The sequence below is a fragment of the Tardiphaga sp. OK246 genome (assembly GCF_900188215.1).
GTDB classification, from domain to species: Bacteria; Pseudomonadota; Alphaproteobacteria; order Rhizobiales; family Xanthobacteraceae; genus Tardiphaga; species Tardiphaga robiniae.
This window is the reverse complement of sequence record NZ_FZOX01000001.1, coordinates 340700-356842: the sequence shown is the minus strand read 5'-3', so window position 1 is coordinate 356842 and position 16143 is coordinate 340700. Positions and strand designations below refer to the sequence as shown.

Below are 16143 nucleotides of genomic sequence, written 5' to 3'. Positions count from 1 at the left end.
TCATATGGTAATCAGCCAGTGCGTCCGCCAGCAAGGCGAAACGCCGCGCTGCGCGTTACTGCCGCAAGAACGCCTCAAGTTTGGCGAACAGCGGATTCTCGCGATCCATCACATAGTCGAGCGAGGCGACCGAGACGGTATCTGCGCCGTTGGCACGCAGGAAGCTGCTCAGCGCGTAAAGCTGCGCCGGCGGGCAGTGCAGCGTGATCATGCCCGACGAGGTCGGGCCGCCGAACGGCGACACCACGCCGAAGCGGTTGTGTGCCTCGGTGAGGAGCGCCTGATTGCAGCCGGCGAAGCGGGTGCGCACTTCCTTGTATTTGCTGGCGCGGGCGCGCGCGGCAATGTGGTCGAGAATGATGCGCGCAGTTTCCAGAGACTGCGCCGACCAGTCGGCGGCGCGCGAGGCGACGAGATTGGCCTGGCTGCGCAGGATGACGCCGTCATCGAGTACCTTGAGACCATTGGCGACGAGGGTCGCGCCGGTGGTGGTGATATCGACGATCAGTTCGGCCGTGCCGGTGGCCGGTGCGCCTTCGGTGGCGCCGGCGCTTTCGACGATGCGATAGTCGACCACGCCGTGCGACGCGAAGAAGTTGCGCGTCAGGTTGATATACTTCGTGGCGACGCGCATGCGGCGATTGTGCTGCGCGCGGAAGCCGGTGGTAACGTCATCGAGATCGGCCATGGTGCGGACGTCGATCCAGGCCTGAGGCACGGCAACGACCACATTGGCGCTGCCAAAGCCCAGGCCATCGATCAAAGCGACCTTCTTGTCGGCGTCGGGGATGCTCTCGCGCAGCAGATCTTCGCCGGTGATGCCGAGATGCACGGCGCCGCGCGCCAGGTTCGAGGCGATCTCGCTGGCCGAGAGATAGGCGATTTCGACATTGTCGAATCCGGCAATGGTGCCGCGGTAATCGCGCACGCCGCCCGGCTTCGCCAACGTCAGACCGGCGCGGGTGAAGAAGGCTTCGGCGTTTTCCTGCAGCCGGCCCTTGGAGGGAACGGCAAGGACGAATGGTGCGGTCATGACGCGCTCCCGGAAACCAGCGCCGAGGACGCGTTGTGAGTGAGGGCTTCGATCCAGATCGAGAAGCCGACCGCAGGGATCGGCGTAGCGGAGCCGAGCTGCGTCAGCAGTCCGTCATACCGGCCGCCGGCGACCAGCGGCTCGGTGCCATTGCCCTTGCGGTGCAGCTCGAATTCGAAGCCGGTGTAGTAGTCGACGCCGCGGCCGAACGACGTCGAGAAACGCGTCTTGGTGGTATCGATACCGCGCGCCGCCATGAAGCCGATGCGGCTTTCAAATTCGTCGATGGCGGCCGTGATATTGAGTTTGGCATCGGAGGCGAGCTTGCGCAGTTGCTGCAGGGCATCGTCGGGATCGCCTGATATCGCGAGGAAGCGCTTGATCAGCACCAGCGCATCGCGCGGCAGTGCGCCGCCTTTCAGCGTCGACTGTTCGAGGAAGCGATCGGCGATTTCCGCCACCGAACGGCCGCCGACATTGGTGGCGCCGGCGATCGACATCAGGTCGGTGACCAGTGCCAGCGCTGCCTTGCGGTCGGAGCCCGCGAGAGCAGCGAGCACGCCTTCATATTCGTTGCGGACCGGCGACTCTGCGAGGGTCAGCCGGTCGAGATCGTGGGTCAGGCTGATCTTGCGGTTGAAGTCTTTCATCAGCCGGCGCTTCCACACCGGATAGAGGTCGAGCGCCTCGATCAGCGCCGCGAACAGTGCGACATCGCCGGTGCGGATCTCGATTTCGCTGAGGCCAAAGGCGGCCGTCGCCTCGAGGCCGAGCGCCAGCATTTCGGCATCGGCGGCTGCGCGGTCCTGACGGCCGAAGGATTCGATGCCGGCTTGCTGGAATTCGCTGGGCGTGCCCTGCCGATAGCGGAACACCGGGCCGAGATAGCTGAAGCCGGCGGGCTGGCCTGCCTGCGATGAGGCGAGATAGTCGCGCGCCACGGGGATCGTGAGATCCGGCCGCAGGCACAGCTCTTCGCCCGACGCGTCGGTCGTCAGATACAGGCTCTTGCGGATGTCTTCGCCGGACATATCGAGGAACGGATCGGCCGGCTGCAGGATCGCCGGCTCGGCATGGGCGTAGCCGGCCTCGGCAAACGACAACAGCAGCGCATCCGCCCAGGCGGCGGATCCGGTCGCGCGAGGGGCGGCGGGTTTGGTCATCTCGAAGTCCAGCAATCTCAACAGAGTGGTCGTTGGCGCAGCCCATAGCATGGCGGTTGCGACGTTTCGACCACCATCACCCGGTGGCCTTAATGTCGGGTCATGGCAGCGGGCTATTTGCCTACTTGGTTACCATTCCAGTCACCAAGGGCCGTCTGCACCAGTGCCAGCGCAGCCACCGCCGCCGTATCGGCGCGCATGATCCGCGGACCCAGTGCCAGCCGGAGAATATTGGCCTGTTTCAGCAGCAAAGCCCGTTCCTCGTCGGCAAAGCCGCCTTCCGGGCCGATCAGCACATCGATTCCGGCTGAGGCGGCCTCCCGGGCGCCAGTCAGCGCGGCCATGGGATCTGCCACTTCCGCGGCCTCGTCGCAGAAGATCAGCAGCCGTTTGGCCTCCCGCTGGTCGAGATACTTGGGCAGGTTCAGCGGCTCGGCGACGCTGGCCACGCTCAGAATTCCGCATTGTTCGGCCGCCTCGACCACGTTGGCGCGCATCCGCTCGGTATTCACCCGGCTGGCCTGCGTAAAGCGCGTCATCACCGGCTGCAGTGCCGCCGCGCCCATTTCGATGGCCTTCTGGACCATGTAGTCCAGCCGGGCGTGTTTCAGCGGGGCGAATACATAGGTCACGTCGGGCAAGCGGTCCTGCGGCCGGACCTGGGTCAGCAGGGTCAGGCGGTCTGCCCGCTTGCCGCCGGAAATGGCGGCCTGCCATTCGCCGTCCTTGCCGTTGAACACCAGCACCGAGGCGCCGGAGCCCAGCCGCAGCACATTGCCGAGGTAATTGCTCTGGTTGCGGTCGAGCGAAATGGTTGCGTCGGCTGCAAAAGGCGCATCGACAAACAGGCGGGGACTGCGGAAATCGGCTTGCGGCATCGTTCATGTTCCATTCAGAGGGCGAGCTTTAGCCCAACTGCGACGAATTATCATGCGAGAACGCGGGTTTGCGCCGCGCTGCCGCCCGAATCCGCGTGCTGTTGGTGGGTTGTTAAGGCTTGGCAGGAATCGTAGAAAGTCCTGAATCAGGATGGGCTTCGCCCCCGATCGATCGGGGCACTGAGCTGCCGGAGGAATATCTGTGATCATCCGTCGTTTGATTGTGCCGCTGTCCATGGCCGTGTTCGCCATGCAGGCTATCGAAGTTCATGCCCAGGGCGCGTTTCCCGCGCCGCTGCCGGGCAACAGCTCGGCCGCGCCTGCGAGTTCGTCGCCGTTCCCGCCGGTGAACGGTGCGCCTGCCAGCGCATCGCCATTTCCGCCGGTCAATGGTGCGGCCACTGCGCCCAGCGCGTTTCCCTCCAACGGCGCTGCGCCGATCGGTGGTGGCGGCTTTGGCGCTCCTCCGCAGCAACAGGCGGGGCCGCCCGGCGGCGAAGATTGCATGAAGGGCTTTCTGCCCCTGCGCCAGGACGCCGAAAAGAAGGGCGCTGCCATCAAGGCTGCGAGCGAGCGTCGCGCGCCTCCGGACGAGGCCTGCAAGCTGATCACCTCTTTCTCGCAGACCGAAGTCAAGATGATCAAATACATCGAGGCGAATGCGCAGAAGTGCGGCATTCCGCCCAATGTCGGCGAACAGATGAAGACCGGCCACAAGAACACTGAAGGCATGCGGCAGAAGGTCTGCAGCGTCGCGCAGCAGCAACGGGGTGGCGGTGGTGGCGGCCCGGTGGCAGCGCCGCGTCTGAGCGACGTGCTGGGCTCCTCAGCGTCGCTGCCGGAAGCGAACAATGCGCGCAAGAGCGGCGGCACCACCTTCGATACGCTGAACGGCAACGTGCTCACCCGATGATCGGGTGGCAGATCATTCTGTTCCGATGAGCGACGCGGCCGCCCGCGTTGCGGATGCGACCGGCAACTGGGTCGATCGCTCGGCGCCGTTGTGGTCGCGGCCCTATCTGCGGCTGTCGCGCTTCGATCGTCCGATCGGCTCATGGCTATTGCTGATGCCGTGCTGGTGGTCGGCGGCGCTCGCCTCCGGCATGGCGCACGATATCCATCAATTGCCCAAGATGATCGCGCTGTTCTTCATCGGTGCTTTTGTCATGCGCGGCGCCGGCTGCACCTGGAACGACATCACCGATCGTGACCTCGATGCGAAGGTGGAGCGCACGCGCTCGCGGCCGATTCCGGCCGGGCAGGTCACGGCGAAACAGGCTTTTGCATTTCTGGTGCTGCAGGCCCTCATCGGCCTTGTGGTGCTGCTGCAGTTCAACACCTTCGCCATTGCCACCGGCATCGCCTCGCTTGGCATCGTTGCCGCCTATCCCTTCATGAAGCGCATCACCTACTGGCCACAGAGCGTGCTGGGCCTCGCCTTCTCGTGGGGCGCGCTGATGGGCTTTGCTGTCGTGTTCGGCCGCATCGATGCAACAGCGCTGGCTTTGTACGCGGGTTCGATCTGCTGGGTGATCGCCTATGACACGCTCTACGCTCATCAAGACACCGAGGACGACGCGCTGATCGGAGTGAAGTCCACCGCGCTGCTGTTTGGGGAACGCACGCAGGCCGCGCTGACGCTGTTCTACGGGCTTGCCGTGTTGCTGATCGGCGCGGCGCTAGCACTGGCTGGCGCGCGCTGGCCGGCATGGCTCGGCCTCGCGGCGTTCGCGGCGCACTTGGCCTGGCAGGTCACCCGCATCGATATCAGCGACTCCGCATTATGCCTGCGGCTGTTTAAGTCCAACCGTGACGCGGGGCTGCTGCTGTTTGCAGGATTGCTGGTGGATGCCATCATGCGGGCGGCGTAATCGCGCCTTCCCAGGCATTGGTGGACCGCAGAGATGGACGTCGCGCAGCTCAAGACACTCATCCACGTGGCCGAACTGGGAAGCCTGAGCAAGGCCGCCGATCGCCTTCGCATCGCGCAGCCGGCCTTGAGCCGGCAGATCAGATTACTTGAAAAGGAACTTGGCGCCGCGCTGTTCGAGCGGCACGGGCGCGGCATGGTTATCACGGAGATCGGCCGCGAAGTTCTCAACCACGCCACCCGCGTGATGACCGAGCTTGACGCTATTCGCAATGTCACATCCGAAGAGAGCGCGTCGTTCAAGGGGCTCGTCTCCATCGGCACGACGCCGACCGTGGCCGAGATCGTCACCGTTCCCCTGGTGAAGAAGATCAAGGAGGTGCATCCGCAGCTCTCAATCCGGCTGTCATCGGCCTTCACGGGCCATCTGCTCGACTGGCTGCAACGCGGCGAACTGGAGCTCGCCGTGTCCTACGATCCGCAGCCGCTGCGTTCACTGCGCATCGTGCCGGTGATGATGGAGAACCTGCTGTTCGTCAGCGCCGGCAGCAAGGGATTGCGCATGGATCGTCCCGTTCCGTTCGCGGCACTGGCCCATGAAGAACTGGTTCTGCCGAGCCTCCGCCATGGCTTGCGCGGAATCATGGAGGAATGCGCGCGACAAGCCGGCATCCAGTTACGTGGCAGTGTCGAAGCGGACTCCTTCGGTGCGATGATCGATCTGGTGCGCAACGGTGTTGGCTCCACTGCTTTGCCGCTCGCGCCGATCCATGCGCTGGTCGAGAGCGGCGTGCTCTGTGCGGCGCCGCTGGTCGATCCCACACCAGCGCGCAAGCTGGTGCTGGCCTATCCGGCAGACCGTTCGGTCAGCGCGGCGGCGCGCTTCGTCGGCGATACATTCACGGAGATCGCGGCCGATCTCGTCGCCCGGAATATCTGGGTTGGACACATGATCGATCCCAGGAAAACGTAGCTGCGTCGCACCATTCGCGCGCTGTCGAGTGCTGCAACGCCAGAGATCAAATCTCGGCATATCTCTTCGAGCAAATCGGTATGCGTCGGGCCGTCTGCTTTGGGCTAAGCGTGAGTCAGCGCTATGCTGCAAGCAACGGAGACTGGAATGTCAGATGCAGGGCCCACGCCCGGTTCACAGGTGGATTGGCGGCACGATGTGTTCCGCATCCTGAAGGAGGCCGACGTCAAGCACATCGTCTATGTGCCCGATGCCGGCCACTCCACGGCGATCCGTCTCGCCGACGAAGACAATGCGATCAATTCCGTGGTGCTGACCACCGAGGAGGAAGGCATCGGCTATCTCGCAGGTGCCTGGCTCGGCGGCGAGCGCGGTGCGCTGCTGATGCAGTCGAGCGGCGTCGGCAACTGCATCAATACGCTGGCACTGCAGGCTTGCACGCGCTTTCCGCTGCTGATGGTCGTGACCATGCGCGGCGACTGGGCGGAGTTCAATGCGTGGCAGAATCCGATGGGGCAGGCGACGGAGAAGGCGCTCAACCTGATGGGCGTGCTGACTTGGCGCGCCGATGAGCCGCAGGATGTAGCACCGCTGTTGCATGGTGCCGCGTCGATGGCATTCAATGGCGATGCGGCCTGCGCATTGCTCCTGGGGCAGCGTTTGATCGGAGAGAAGCAGTGGGTCAAGTAAACGCAACCGGCGCGCTCGATCGCCGCGAGGTCGTGCAGAAGCTGCTGGCCGGCCGCAAGGATCTGCTCGTGGTCACCGGCCTCGGCTCACCGTCTTATGACGTGATGGCTGCCGGCGACCACGACAACAACTACTATCTCTGGGCGGCGATGGGCAGCGCCGCCATGGTCGGGCTTGGGTTGGCGGCGGCGAAGCCCGACCATTCGGTGCTGGTCATCACCGGCGATGGCGAGATGCTGATGGGCATGGGCGGGCTTGCCACCATTGCCACGCGCAAACCTGCCAATCTCACCATCGCCATCCTCGACAACGGGCATTTCGGCGAGACCGGCATGCAGGTCAGCCATGCCGGGCTCGGCGTCAATCTCGATCGCGTGGCGCAAGCCTGCGGTTTCGGTTGGACGCGTGAGATCCGCGACATGGCTGGCGTCGATGATCTGCGCGGTCGGCTGTCGTCGCGCGATGGCGTCAAGCTCGCGACGATCAAAGTGAAAGCGGAAAACCCGCCGCGCGTGCTGCCGCCGCGTGATGGTGTCTATGTGAAGAACCGATTCCGCGCAGCGCTCGGACACGCGCCGCTCTGAACCAACGGAAGGGCGCCCATCGAAATAGATGCGGCGCCCTTTTGACGATCGCTGGAAGACCCAATGCTGGAAAACCAGTGTGGGCAACAAAAACATCATCAAGGGTAGGGAAACAATGGCGAGCAAGATCACACGCCGCACGTTCTGCCGCTCGGCAGCCGTCACGGCGTCCAGCATGATGATTCCAGGTACCAGTGTCTGGGCGCAGGCAGACCTGCCGAAAAGCCCGATCACGCTGGTCGTGCCTTTCGCAGCTGGCGGGGCCACCGACATTGTCAGCCGGCATGTGGCCAAGAAGGTCTCCGATCAGATCGGGCAGACCATCCTCATTGAAAATGTCGGCGGGGCAGGAGGTGTTGTCGGTGCCACGCGGGTCGCGCGTGCGAAACCCGACGGGCTGACGCTGCTGATGGGCACTATCTCTACCCACACCATCAATCCTCTGATGGCGAAGGTGCCGCCTTACGATCCGGTCAAGGATTTCACGGCGATCTCGATGCTGGTGACGGTGCCCAATGTGTTGATGGTGTCCAAGCAGGTGAAGGCGACCACCGTCGGCGAACTCATCGCGCTGCTCAAGGCCGATCCGACCAAATATAGTTACGGGTCGTCCGGCGTGGGTACGCCGCCGAATCTGTCGGGCGAGCTCTTTAAAGTACAGGCCGGCGTGAAGATGGAGCACGTGCCCTATCGCGGCGGTGCGCCGGCCATGAACGACCTGATGGGCGGACAGATCCCGGTTCTGTTCGACGTGCTCAGCGGCGCGGCACCGTTCATCAAGGCGGGCTCGATCCGCACGCTGGCCGTTACGACCAAGAAGCGGTCGCCGTCCTTCCCTGATATCCCGACCGTTGCCGAGTCCGGCTTGCCTGATTACGAGACCTACACTTGGAACGCGGTGTTCGGCCCACCCGGCATGGCGCCGGCGCTGGCCGAGCGGTTGAGTTCAGAGTTCCGCAAGGCCGTGGCGGATCCGGACGTGGCGAAGCAGTTGCGTGAGCTGAGCGGCGATCCGGTGGGCTCGACCGGCGCCGAGCTCGAGGCGCAGGTCAAAGCCGAGGGCGTGAAGTGGGGCCCGATCATCCAGGCCGCCGGTCTGAAGGCTGAGTAGCTCTGCGGAAGGATAGCGTGTTGACGTCTCTGAAAGCTGATCCTGCTGCATTTCTTGCTGCCGTGGCCGCAGTCGTTGGCGGCAAATATGTGCGTACTGGTGCGGATGCCGATTCCTATCAGCAAGACTGGCGCGCCCGTTATCGCGGGGCTGCTGTCGCTGTAGCCCTGCCGGGAAGTACGGAGGAAGTTGCGGCACTGATGGGCGTCTGCCGCAGCTTCGGTGTGGCGGTCGTGCCGCAAGCCGGCAATACCGGGCTCACCGGCGGTGCCATTGCGCCGGATGGACCGGACTGCCTGATCGTCAATGTCTCGCGGCTCAATCGCGTGCGCAATGTCGATCCGCTCAACAATGCGGTGACGCTGGAAGCCGGCTGCATTCTGGCGGATGTGCGTGCACTGGCAGACCAGCACGACCGGCAATTTCCCGTGCTGCTCGGTAGCGTCGGCAGTTGCGAGGTCGGCGGGCTGATCTCCACCAATGCCGGCGGCACGGGTGTGCTGCGTTACGGCAATATGCGCGAACAGGTGCTCGGACTGGAAGTGGTGCTGGCAGACGGTCGGATCTGGAATGGCCTCAAGGCGCTGCGCAAGGACAATACCGGCTACGATCTGAAGCAGCTCTTCATCGGAGCCGAGGGTACGCTCGGCATCGTCACCGCCGCTGTGCTGAAACTGTATCCGAAGCTCGCCGTCTCGGCGACGGCGATGGTGTCGATGGATCAGGTCGGCCAGGCGGTTGAACTATTGCAGTATCTCCAGCGCACGACGGGCGGTCGTGTCGAGGCCTTTGAACTGATGTCGCAGAGCCAGTTACAGATCGTGCTGCGTCATGGTTCTGCGAGCGGCAGTCCGATGGCGGGCGAAGCCCCGTGGTATGTGCTGCTCGAACTGGCCGACAGCGCCGCGGACTGGAATGCCGTGGAAAGCCTCGAGACCGCACTGGCCGCAGCGATGGAGGACGGGCTCATCGGTGATGCGGTGATCGCAACCGATCAGGCCAAGGCCGATCGGATCTGGAACCTGCGGCACACGATTTCTGAATCCAACAAGCGCGAAGGCTTCACCGTGTCGAACGATACGTCGGTGCCGATCTCGGCGCTGCCGGAATTCATCGACCGCGTCACGCGTCGGCTGCTGCGCGAGCTGCCGAATGCGCAGGTCGCGCATTGCGGCCATGTCGGCGACGGCAATGTGCATGTGATCGTCGTGTTTCCCTACGACATCGGCGATGCGCAGGTGCGCGAGGCTGCGGCGCACGAGGCTAACACCATTGTGCATCAGGAAAGCGTCGCCTGTGGCGGCAGTATCAGCGCCGAGCACGGCATCGGCCGCATGCATATCGACCGGCTTCCGCTCTACACGTCGGAGGTCGAGCTCGATCTGATGCGGCGCGTGAAACTCGCACTCGATCCCGACCGGATGATGAATCCGGTCAAGGTGTTGCGACTGCCGGGAGAGTAAGACGGCAGGAGGCTCCTGCCCTGTCTTCTTAGTGTCGCGCGATGATTTCGCGCTCATCCTTGTAGACACCGGCTTCACCGAGCAATCCGCCCGGACGACGACGTACCAGGAATTTCGGGCGGCGCTCGCGAATCGCGTTGCGGCGACGGCGGCGCTGCGACGGTTCGTAAGTCTTCTCTTCCGGCAATTGCGGAAGCGCGAAGATCTCGCTCCACATCAGCCAGGCCATGTCGATTTCTTCGCGATCCGAACTGACCAGCAACGGAATCGACAGCGAGGGATCGCGATGCGCGAGCATCAGCATCTTGCCGTCGTCGAGACCGCGCAAGGTGACGCCGAGGAAATCGCTGACGCGCACATTGATCGCCATACGCATGCCGCTGACGGCACGATGCAGGACGACGCGGGTGCGATGCAGTTCGATATGGCGGATCGCTCCGTCGGCGCGGGTATCATGCGCCTCGAAACGAACCGGAAGTGAATGGGGATCGAGCCGCAATGCGCTGCCCGATCCCGGGGCATGGGCCCCACCTGTCGCTGTTTGATGCCTCACGGCTTTTTATCTCCCCGCCGGAATTATGTTCCCGGTCGATGGGGAGACCTTGCCAGAGCCGGTTCGGAATCGGCTTAAAAAGGCTGGTTAATCGAATCCGACTGCCCTTCATGATTGACAGAAGCTTGGCAGGCATGATTGACGAACCGTTGCGAGAGCCCTGAAATTCTTTCCTTTTCGGCGCGGCAAATGCTTGAAGTCCCTGCGAAATAAGCACATCTCTAACAGCGGCCATCGCCGCTTCGGACCTGTTGAAATCGTCTCTCAATGTTGGGATTTTGTTCGTGAACTCTTCACCAAACGCGTCGTCGTCTGTCTCCACGAAATCCGACAATTCCGATCTGCTCGATCAGTCCGTACTCTCCACGCTGGCGCAGCGTCTCGTCGAGGCTGCCAGGAAGGCCGGTGCGGATGCCGCGGATGCGGTTGCGGTGCGCGGCGTGTCGCATGGCGTCGAAGTGCGTGATGGGAAGGTCGAAGCCTCCGAGCGTTCGGAAGGCGACGATATGGGATTGCGCGTGTTCGTCGGTCGCCGTCAGGCGGTGATCTCCACCAATGACATGTCCGGCGATAATGTCGCGCAACTGGCCGAACGTGCTGTCGCGATGGCGCGCGTCGCACCTGATGATCAATATGTCGGCCTTGCGGACCCAGTGCTGCTTGCGCGCGACTTTGCCAATCTCGATCTGCTCGATCCCGTCGTGCCATCGGTCACAGAGCTCGAACGCCGCGCAGTGGAAGCCGAAGCGGCGGCGCTCGCGGTGAAGGGCGTGACCAAGTCGGGCGGTGCATCGGCCTCGACCGGCATCGGCGGCATGGTGCTGGTGACCTCCACTGGTTTCCACGGTTCCTATCTGCGCTCCAGCCAGGGCGTCTCGATGACGGCCATCGTCGGCGACGGCACCAAGATGGAGCGCGACTACGCTTTCACCTCGGCGCTGCATGCGTCTGATCTCGACTCTCCATCGAGTGTCGGCAAACTCGCGGGCGAGCGCACGGTGGCGCGGGCCAATCCGCGCAAGGTGCCGACCTGCAAGGTGCCGGTGGTGTACGATCCGCGCGTCTCGAACTCGCTGGTCGGTCACGTCATCGGTGCCGCCAATGGCGCGTCCGTCGCGCGCAAGACAACCTTCCTCAAGGACAGTCTCGGCAAGCAGCTCTTCAGCAGCAATATCCGCATCATCGACGATCCGCTGCGCGTGCGCGGTCTGCGCTCGCAGTCCTTCGATGCCGAAGGCGTTGCGACGAAGCAGCAGGCCATCATCGACGGCGGCGTGCTCACCACCTGGCTATTGGATTGCGCGACCGCGCGGGAACTCGGCATGACCACGACAGGTCACGCGCATCGCGGCGTGTCGTCGTCACCATCGCCCGGCGCGTATAACCTGCATATGGAAGCGGGCGACGTGAGCCCCGAAGACCTGATCGCCGATATCAAGGAAGGCTTTTACGTCACCGATCTGATCGGCTCGGGCGTCAATGGCGTGACCGGCGACTACAGCCGCGGCGCCGGCGGATTCTGGATCGAGAACGGCAAGCTCACTTACGCCGTCAGCGAGATCACCATCGCCGGTCATCTGTTCGAGATTTTCAAGTCGGTGATCCCGGCCAACGACCTTACGTTCAAATACGGCGTCAACGCGCCGACCGTGCGCGTCGAGGGACTGACGATTGCCGGACGCTGATCTCGACACCGACAAACGGCTCGCGCACGATGTTGCCCTGATGGCGGACACGGTGCGGGCGGCCGGCGAGCTCGGCCTCGCAATGTTCGGTACAGAACTTAGGAAATGGACCAAGGGCGAATCCTCGCCCGTCTCCGAAGCGGATATCGCCGTCAACGATCTGATCGAGAAGCGGCTTCGCGCCGCGACGCCCGATTACGGCTGGCTCTCGGAGGAGAGCGCCGATGACGAATCCCGCCTCGGTAAGCGACTGACCTGGATCATCGATCCCATCGACGGCACCCGCAGCTATCTCGCCGGTCGCGAGGATTGGTGTGTCTGTGTCGCGCTGGTCGAGGATGCACGGCCGGTGATGGCCGCGGTATTTGCGCCATCCACAGATGAATTTTTCCTGGCGATCAAAGGGCAGGGCACCACCTGCAACGGCGTTCCGGTTCGGGCCACGACCGGTTCCGCAATGGACTTTTCACGCGTGGCGGGCCCGAAACCTCTGGTCGAGCGGATGGTCCATCCCAGACAGGATATCACCCTTTATCCGCGAATCGGCTCACTGGCGCTGCGATTGTGCTGGATCGCCAATGGTCGGCTGGATGCGGCCTTTGCCGGGGGGCAGAGCCGGGACTGGGATCTGGCCGCCGCAGATTTGATCGTGCACGAAGCGAATGGTAGGATGACCGAGCTTTCGGGCGATCCCATCCTCTATAATCGCCGGGAAGTCACGCACGGGTTGCTGGTGGCAGCGGGGGCCGATCGCCATGCTTACATCGTCGAGCAATTCCAGAACCGCCGGGTTTAACCGGCTGCACCACTATCTTTGACTTATCGGATCGCAGCCGGTCGCTGCAGGAACAGGATTCATGTCTGACACACCACAGCAACTGCTTCATCTGGTCATCGGGGGCGAACTGACCAACCTGAAAGAGACGACGTTCAAGGATCTCAGCCAGGTTGAAGTCGTCGGCGTCTATCCGAATTACGCGACGGCATTTGTCGCCTGGAAGGCCAAGGCGCAGCAGACCGTCGACAACGCCCACATGCGCTACTTCATCGTCCATCTCCATCGGCTGCTCGATCCGGGTCAAGACGCGAAGCCGACCGCTTGAAACGACTGCTCCGAAACACGCTGCGCAGCAGCTGGGTTCAGCGCGCCGCGGGGTTTCTCGCGGCCGAATTTTTGCGTCTGGTCTGGAAGACCAACACCTTCACCTTCGATCCCGTCGATGTCTATGACATTGTCGAGCCGCAGATGCCGGTCATTCTGGCGTTCTGGCATGGCCAGCATTTCATGACGCCGTTCATCCGGCAGAAGGACTATCGCGGCGCGGTGCTGATCTCGAAGCATCGCGACGGGGAGTTCAATGCGCTGGCTGCCGAGCGCCTTGGCATCGCCACCGTCCGCGGCTCCGGCGATCACGGCGGCGCGTTCCACCGCAAGGGCGGTGTCGGTGCGTTCAAGGAAATGGTGCGGGTGCTGGAGCGCGGTATCAATATGGCGCTGACCGCCGACGTGCCGAAGCGCTCGCGTGTCGCCGGCATGGGCATCATCATGCTGGCGCGCGAAAGCGGCCGGCCGATCATGCCGTTTGCCATGGCCACCAGCCGCTACGTCCAGCTCAACAATTGGGACCGCACCACGATCAATCTGCCTTTCGGTCGCGGCGTGCTGGTCGGCGGTGAACCGCTGAGCGTTCCTGCCGATGCCGACGCTGCCACGATGGAGGCGCTGCGCCTGCAGCTCGAAGCCACGCTGAACGAGGCCACGCAGCGTGCCTATGACGCGGTAGGTCGGCCGGAAGGTGCGCGTCGTGCCTAACGCGCTGCCGATCACGCTGCGCGCCTATCGCAGATTGTCGGCGGCGCTGACGCCGCTTGCGCCGGTCCTGATCAGGCAACGGCTGAAGAAGAACAAGGAAGATCCCACGCGCCTAGACGAGCGTCGCGGCATCTCGCAGATCGAGCGCCCCGCCGGGCCGCTGGTCTGGATTCACGGCGCCAGCGTCGGCGAAGTGCTGGCGGCGGCAGCGCTGATCGAGCGGCTGCGCGCGCTGGGCATGCGCATCCTGCTGACGTCGGGCACGGTCACCTCGGCCGAGATCATCGCCAAGCGATTCCCGACCGATATCATCCATCAATACATTCCCTATGACTCACCGCGCTTCGTGGCGCGCTTCCTCGATCACTGGAAGCCGAGCCTGGCACTATTCATCGAGAGCGATCTCTGGCCGAACCTCATCATTTCCGCGGCCAAGCGTCGGCTGCCGATGGTCCTCATCAATGCGCGCATGTCGCAGCGCTCATTTCCGCGCTGGCAGAAATTTTCGGCGACCATCAGCGCCTTGCTCGGCCGCTTCGAGATTTGCCTGGCGCAGTCCGAAACCGACGCCGAGCGCTTCAGCGCATTGGGGTCGCGCAGCGTCGTCGTCACGGGCAATCTGAAGCTCGACGTGCAGGCGCCGCCGGGCGACGCCGTGAAGCTGGACAAGCTCATGGCGGTAACGCGCGGTCGCCCCATCATCGTCGCATCGTCGACGCATCCCGGCGAAGAGGAGATCATCCTCGAGACCCACAAGACGCTGACCAGTTTCTTCCCGAAATTGCTGACGGTCATCGTGCCGCGCCACGCCCATCGCGGAGCGGATATCGCGCAGATGATCACGGTGGCAGGTGCGCAGGTTGCCTTGCGCTCGCGCGAGGAGTTGCCGCATGCAGGCACTGATATCTATGTCGCCGACACCATGGGCGAGCTCGGCCTGTTCTATCGCCTGTCACCGGTGGTGTTCATCGGCGGCTCGCTGGTGCCGCATGGTGGGCAGAATCCGATTGAAGCCGTGAAGCTCGGTGCGTCCGTGGTGCATGGCCCGCACGTCTTCAATTTCACCGACGTCTATGAGGCGCTGGATGGCGCCGGCGGTGCAAAGCTCGCCGACTCCTCCGAGCAATTGGTGAAACAGCTCGGCCAGATGCTCGGCAACGAGGCAGCGCGCGATGCTGCGATCGAGTCTGGGCGTCGCGTGGTTGAACGGCTTGGCGGTGCGCTCGATCGCACGCTGCATGCGCTGGAGCCTTATCTGATGCAGCTCCGGCTCGAAGCGGGAGCGCAGGATGCGTGAGCCGGCGTTCTGGCGGCCGCCATCGACATGGTTGTCGCGTCTGCTGATGCCGCTTGGCGCCATCTATGGCGAAGTCGCAGGCAGCCGCATGGCGCGCAAGGGCGTCGATGTCGGCATTCCCGTTCTCTGCGTCGGCAATTATCACGTCGGCGGTGCCGGCAAGACACCGACGACATTGGCATTGGTACACGTGCTGCGCGATCTCGGCGAGACGCCGGTGGTGCTCAGCCGCGGCTATGGCGGCAAGTTGCGCGGCCCGGTGAAAGTCGATCCGTCCAGGCACGTGGCGGCAGATGTTGGCGACGAACCGCTGATGATGGCACGGCAGGTGGCGGTGGTGATCTCCGGGGATCGCGTCGCGGGCGCCGCACTGGCGCGCTCGACCGGCGCCAGCGTGATCGTGATGGATGACGGCTTCCAGAATCCTGCGATCGCCAAGGACGCGTCGTTCATTGTGATCGACAGCAATCGCGGTCTCGGCAACGGCCGTGTGCTGCCCGCGGGACCTTTGCGCGCGCCGCTCGATCTGCAGATCGCACGCACCGATGCGCTCATCGTGATTGGCGATGGTGTTGCGGCGACGGGCGTGGCGGCGCTGGTCGCGGGCCGGGGCGGTCCGGTGTTGACGGCGCGCCTCGTGCCGGACGAGACGTCAGTAGTGGCTCTGCGCGGCAAGCGCGTGCTGGCCTTTGCGGGAATCGGCGATCCCCAACGCTTCTTCCGGACATTGCGTCATGCAGATGTGGACGTGGCTGTGGAGAAGGCCTTCGCCGATCACCACCCGTATGCGCCCGGTGAGATCGATGCGCTGGCCCTGCAAGCGAAGCGCGATGGCTTGACGCTGGTGACGACGGAAAAGGATGTCGTCAAACTCAGCAGCATGCCGGCCGTAGCGGAGATCGTGCCATTCGCCGTCACGCTGGCCTTTGAAGACAAGGCGGCGCTGCAGGCTTTCGTGATCGAACGGCTCAATCAGGCAAGAGTGAAGACGCTCAGAACGTAAGGTGGGCAAAGCGAAGCGTACTCACCC

At 63.7% G+C, this 16143-nt stretch carries 17 protein-coding genes; 13 read left to right on the top strand and 4 right to left on the bottom strand.

The features are described from left to right. Window positions 1-55: 55 nt before the first annotated feature. From hisG to CHC01_RS01730, 3 genes are all read right to left on the bottom strand, one after another. Window positions 56-1033 carry an ATP phosphoribosyltransferase gene (gene hisG, locus CHC01_RS01740; protein ID WP_068733618.1) on the bottom strand — a complete coding sequence of 326 codons (978 nt, stop codon included), beginning with the start codon at window positions 1031-1033 and terminating at the stop codon, window positions 56-58. Further along, the gene (locus CHC01_RS01735; protein WP_089261911.1) at window positions 1030-2196 is read right to left on the bottom strand and encodes an ATP phosphoribosyltransferase regulatory subunit; all 1167 of its coding nucleotides are present in this window, start codon (window positions 2194-2196) and stop codon (window positions 1030-1032) included. Before CHC01_RS01735 ends, hisG begins: the two co-directional genes overlap by 4 nt. Before the next feature lie 113 nt (window positions 2197-2309). After that, window positions 2310-3074: a 16S rRNA (uracil(1498)-N(3))-methyltransferase gene (locus tag CHC01_RS01730; protein WP_089261909.1), complete on the bottom strand. Its 765-nt coding sequence runs from the start codon at window positions 3072-3074 to the stop codon at window positions 2310-2312. A gap of 205 nt (window positions 3075-3279) precedes the next feature. Between CHC01_RS01730 and CHC01_RS01725 the strand changes: the two genes are divergently transcribed. The 7 genes from CHC01_RS01725 to CHC01_RS01695 all read left to right on the top strand — a co-directional run bounded on the left by CHC01_RS01725 (window position 3280) and on the right by CHC01_RS01695 (window position 9765). Then, window positions 3280-3987 carry a hypothetical protein gene (locus CHC01_RS01725; protein ID WP_244528406.1) on the top strand — a complete coding sequence of 236 codons (708 nt, stop codon included), beginning with the start codon at window positions 3280-3282 and terminating at the stop codon, window positions 3985-3987. 25 nt (window positions 3988-4012) lie between these two features. After that, window positions 4013-4945 (top strand): 4-hydroxybenzoate octaprenyltransferase, encoded by a 933-nt coding sequence (ubiA, locus tag CHC01_RS01720; RefSeq protein WP_089261907.1) that lies wholly within the window; start codon window positions 4013-4015, stop codon window positions 4943-4945. 33 nt (window positions 4946-4978) lie between these two features. Beyond that, window positions 4979-5917, top strand: a complete 939-nt coding sequence (locus CHC01_RS01715) for a LysR substrate-binding domain-containing protein (protein ID WP_089261905.1) — start codon at window positions 4979-4981, stop codon at window positions 5915-5917. A 147-nt stretch (window positions 5918-6064) separates the two neighbouring features. Then, a complete protein-coding gene (locus CHC01_RS01710) occupies window positions 6065-6607 on the top strand; it encodes a thiamine pyrophosphate-binding protein (protein ID WP_089261903.1) in 543 nt (180 codons plus the stop codon). Next, window positions 6595-7191, top strand: a complete 597-nt coding sequence (locus CHC01_RS01705; RefSeq protein WP_089261901.1) for a thiamine pyrophosphate-dependent enzyme — start codon at window positions 6595-6597, stop codon at window positions 7189-7191. Before CHC01_RS01710 ends, CHC01_RS01705 begins: the two co-directional genes overlap by 13 nt. Window positions 7192-7306: 115 nt before the next feature. After that, window positions 7307-8302 (top strand): Bug family tripartite tricarboxylate transporter substrate binding protein, encoded by a 996-nt coding sequence (locus CHC01_RS01700; protein ID WP_089261899.1) that lies wholly within the window; start codon window positions 7307-7309, stop codon window positions 8300-8302. Window positions 8303-8322: 20 nt separating this feature from the next. Further along, complete coding sequence (locus CHC01_RS01695; RefSeq protein WP_244558181.1) at window positions 8323-9765, top strand: FAD-binding oxidoreductase; 1443 nt, start codon at window positions 8323-8325, stop codon at window positions 9763-9765. A 28-nt stretch (window positions 9766-9793) separates the two neighbouring features. Here CHC01_RS01695 and CHC01_RS01690 read toward each other — a convergent pair whose 3' ends face one another. Beyond that, a complete protein-coding gene (locus CHC01_RS01690) occupies window positions 9794-10318 on the bottom strand; it encodes a DUF6101 family protein (protein WP_089261897.1) in 525 nt (174 codons plus the stop codon). A 284-nt stretch (window positions 10319-10602) separates the two neighbouring features. Between CHC01_RS01690 and CHC01_RS01685 the strand changes: the two genes are divergently transcribed. The 6 genes from CHC01_RS01685 to lpxK all read left to right on the top strand — a co-directional run bounded on the left by CHC01_RS01685 (window position 10603) and on the right by lpxK (window position 16116). Then, on the top strand, window positions 10603-12003 hold the full coding sequence (locus tag CHC01_RS01685) for a TldD/PmbA family protein (RefSeq protein ID WP_089263596.1): 1401 nt from the start codon (window positions 10603-10605) through the stop codon (window positions 12001-12003). Beyond that, window positions 11990-12799: a 3'(2'),5'-bisphosphate nucleotidase CysQ gene (locus CHC01_RS01680; RefSeq protein ID WP_089261895.1), complete on the top strand. Its 810-nt coding sequence runs from the start codon at window positions 11990-11992 to the stop codon at window positions 12797-12799. The genes CHC01_RS01685 and CHC01_RS01680 overlap by 14 nt, the downstream gene beginning before the upstream one ends. A gap of 61 nt (window positions 12800-12860) precedes the next feature. After that, on the top strand, window positions 12861-13106 hold the full coding sequence (locus CHC01_RS01675; RefSeq protein WP_068733639.1) for a DUF4170 domain-containing protein: 246 nt from the start codon (window positions 12861-12863) through the stop codon (window positions 13104-13106). Beyond that, complete coding sequence (locus CHC01_RS01670) at window positions 13103-13816, top strand: lysophospholipid acyltransferase family protein (RefSeq protein ID WP_089261893.1); 714 nt, start codon at window positions 13103-13105, stop codon at window positions 13814-13816. The genes CHC01_RS01675 and CHC01_RS01670 overlap by 4 nt, the downstream gene beginning before the upstream one ends. Then, window positions 13809-15113, top strand: a complete 1305-nt coding sequence (locus CHC01_RS01665; protein ID WP_089263595.1) for a 3-deoxy-D-manno-octulosonic acid transferase — start codon at window positions 13809-13811, stop codon at window positions 15111-15113. Before CHC01_RS01670 ends, CHC01_RS01665 begins: the two co-directional genes overlap by 8 nt. Then, window positions 15106-16116, top strand: coding sequence for a tetraacyldisaccharide 4'-kinase (gene lpxK, locus CHC01_RS01660; RefSeq protein WP_089261891.1), 1011 nt, complete (start codon window positions 15106-15108; stop codon window positions 16114-16116). Before CHC01_RS01665 ends, lpxK begins: the two co-directional genes overlap by 8 nt. The last annotated feature ends 27 nt before the right edge of the window (window positions 16117-16143 follow it).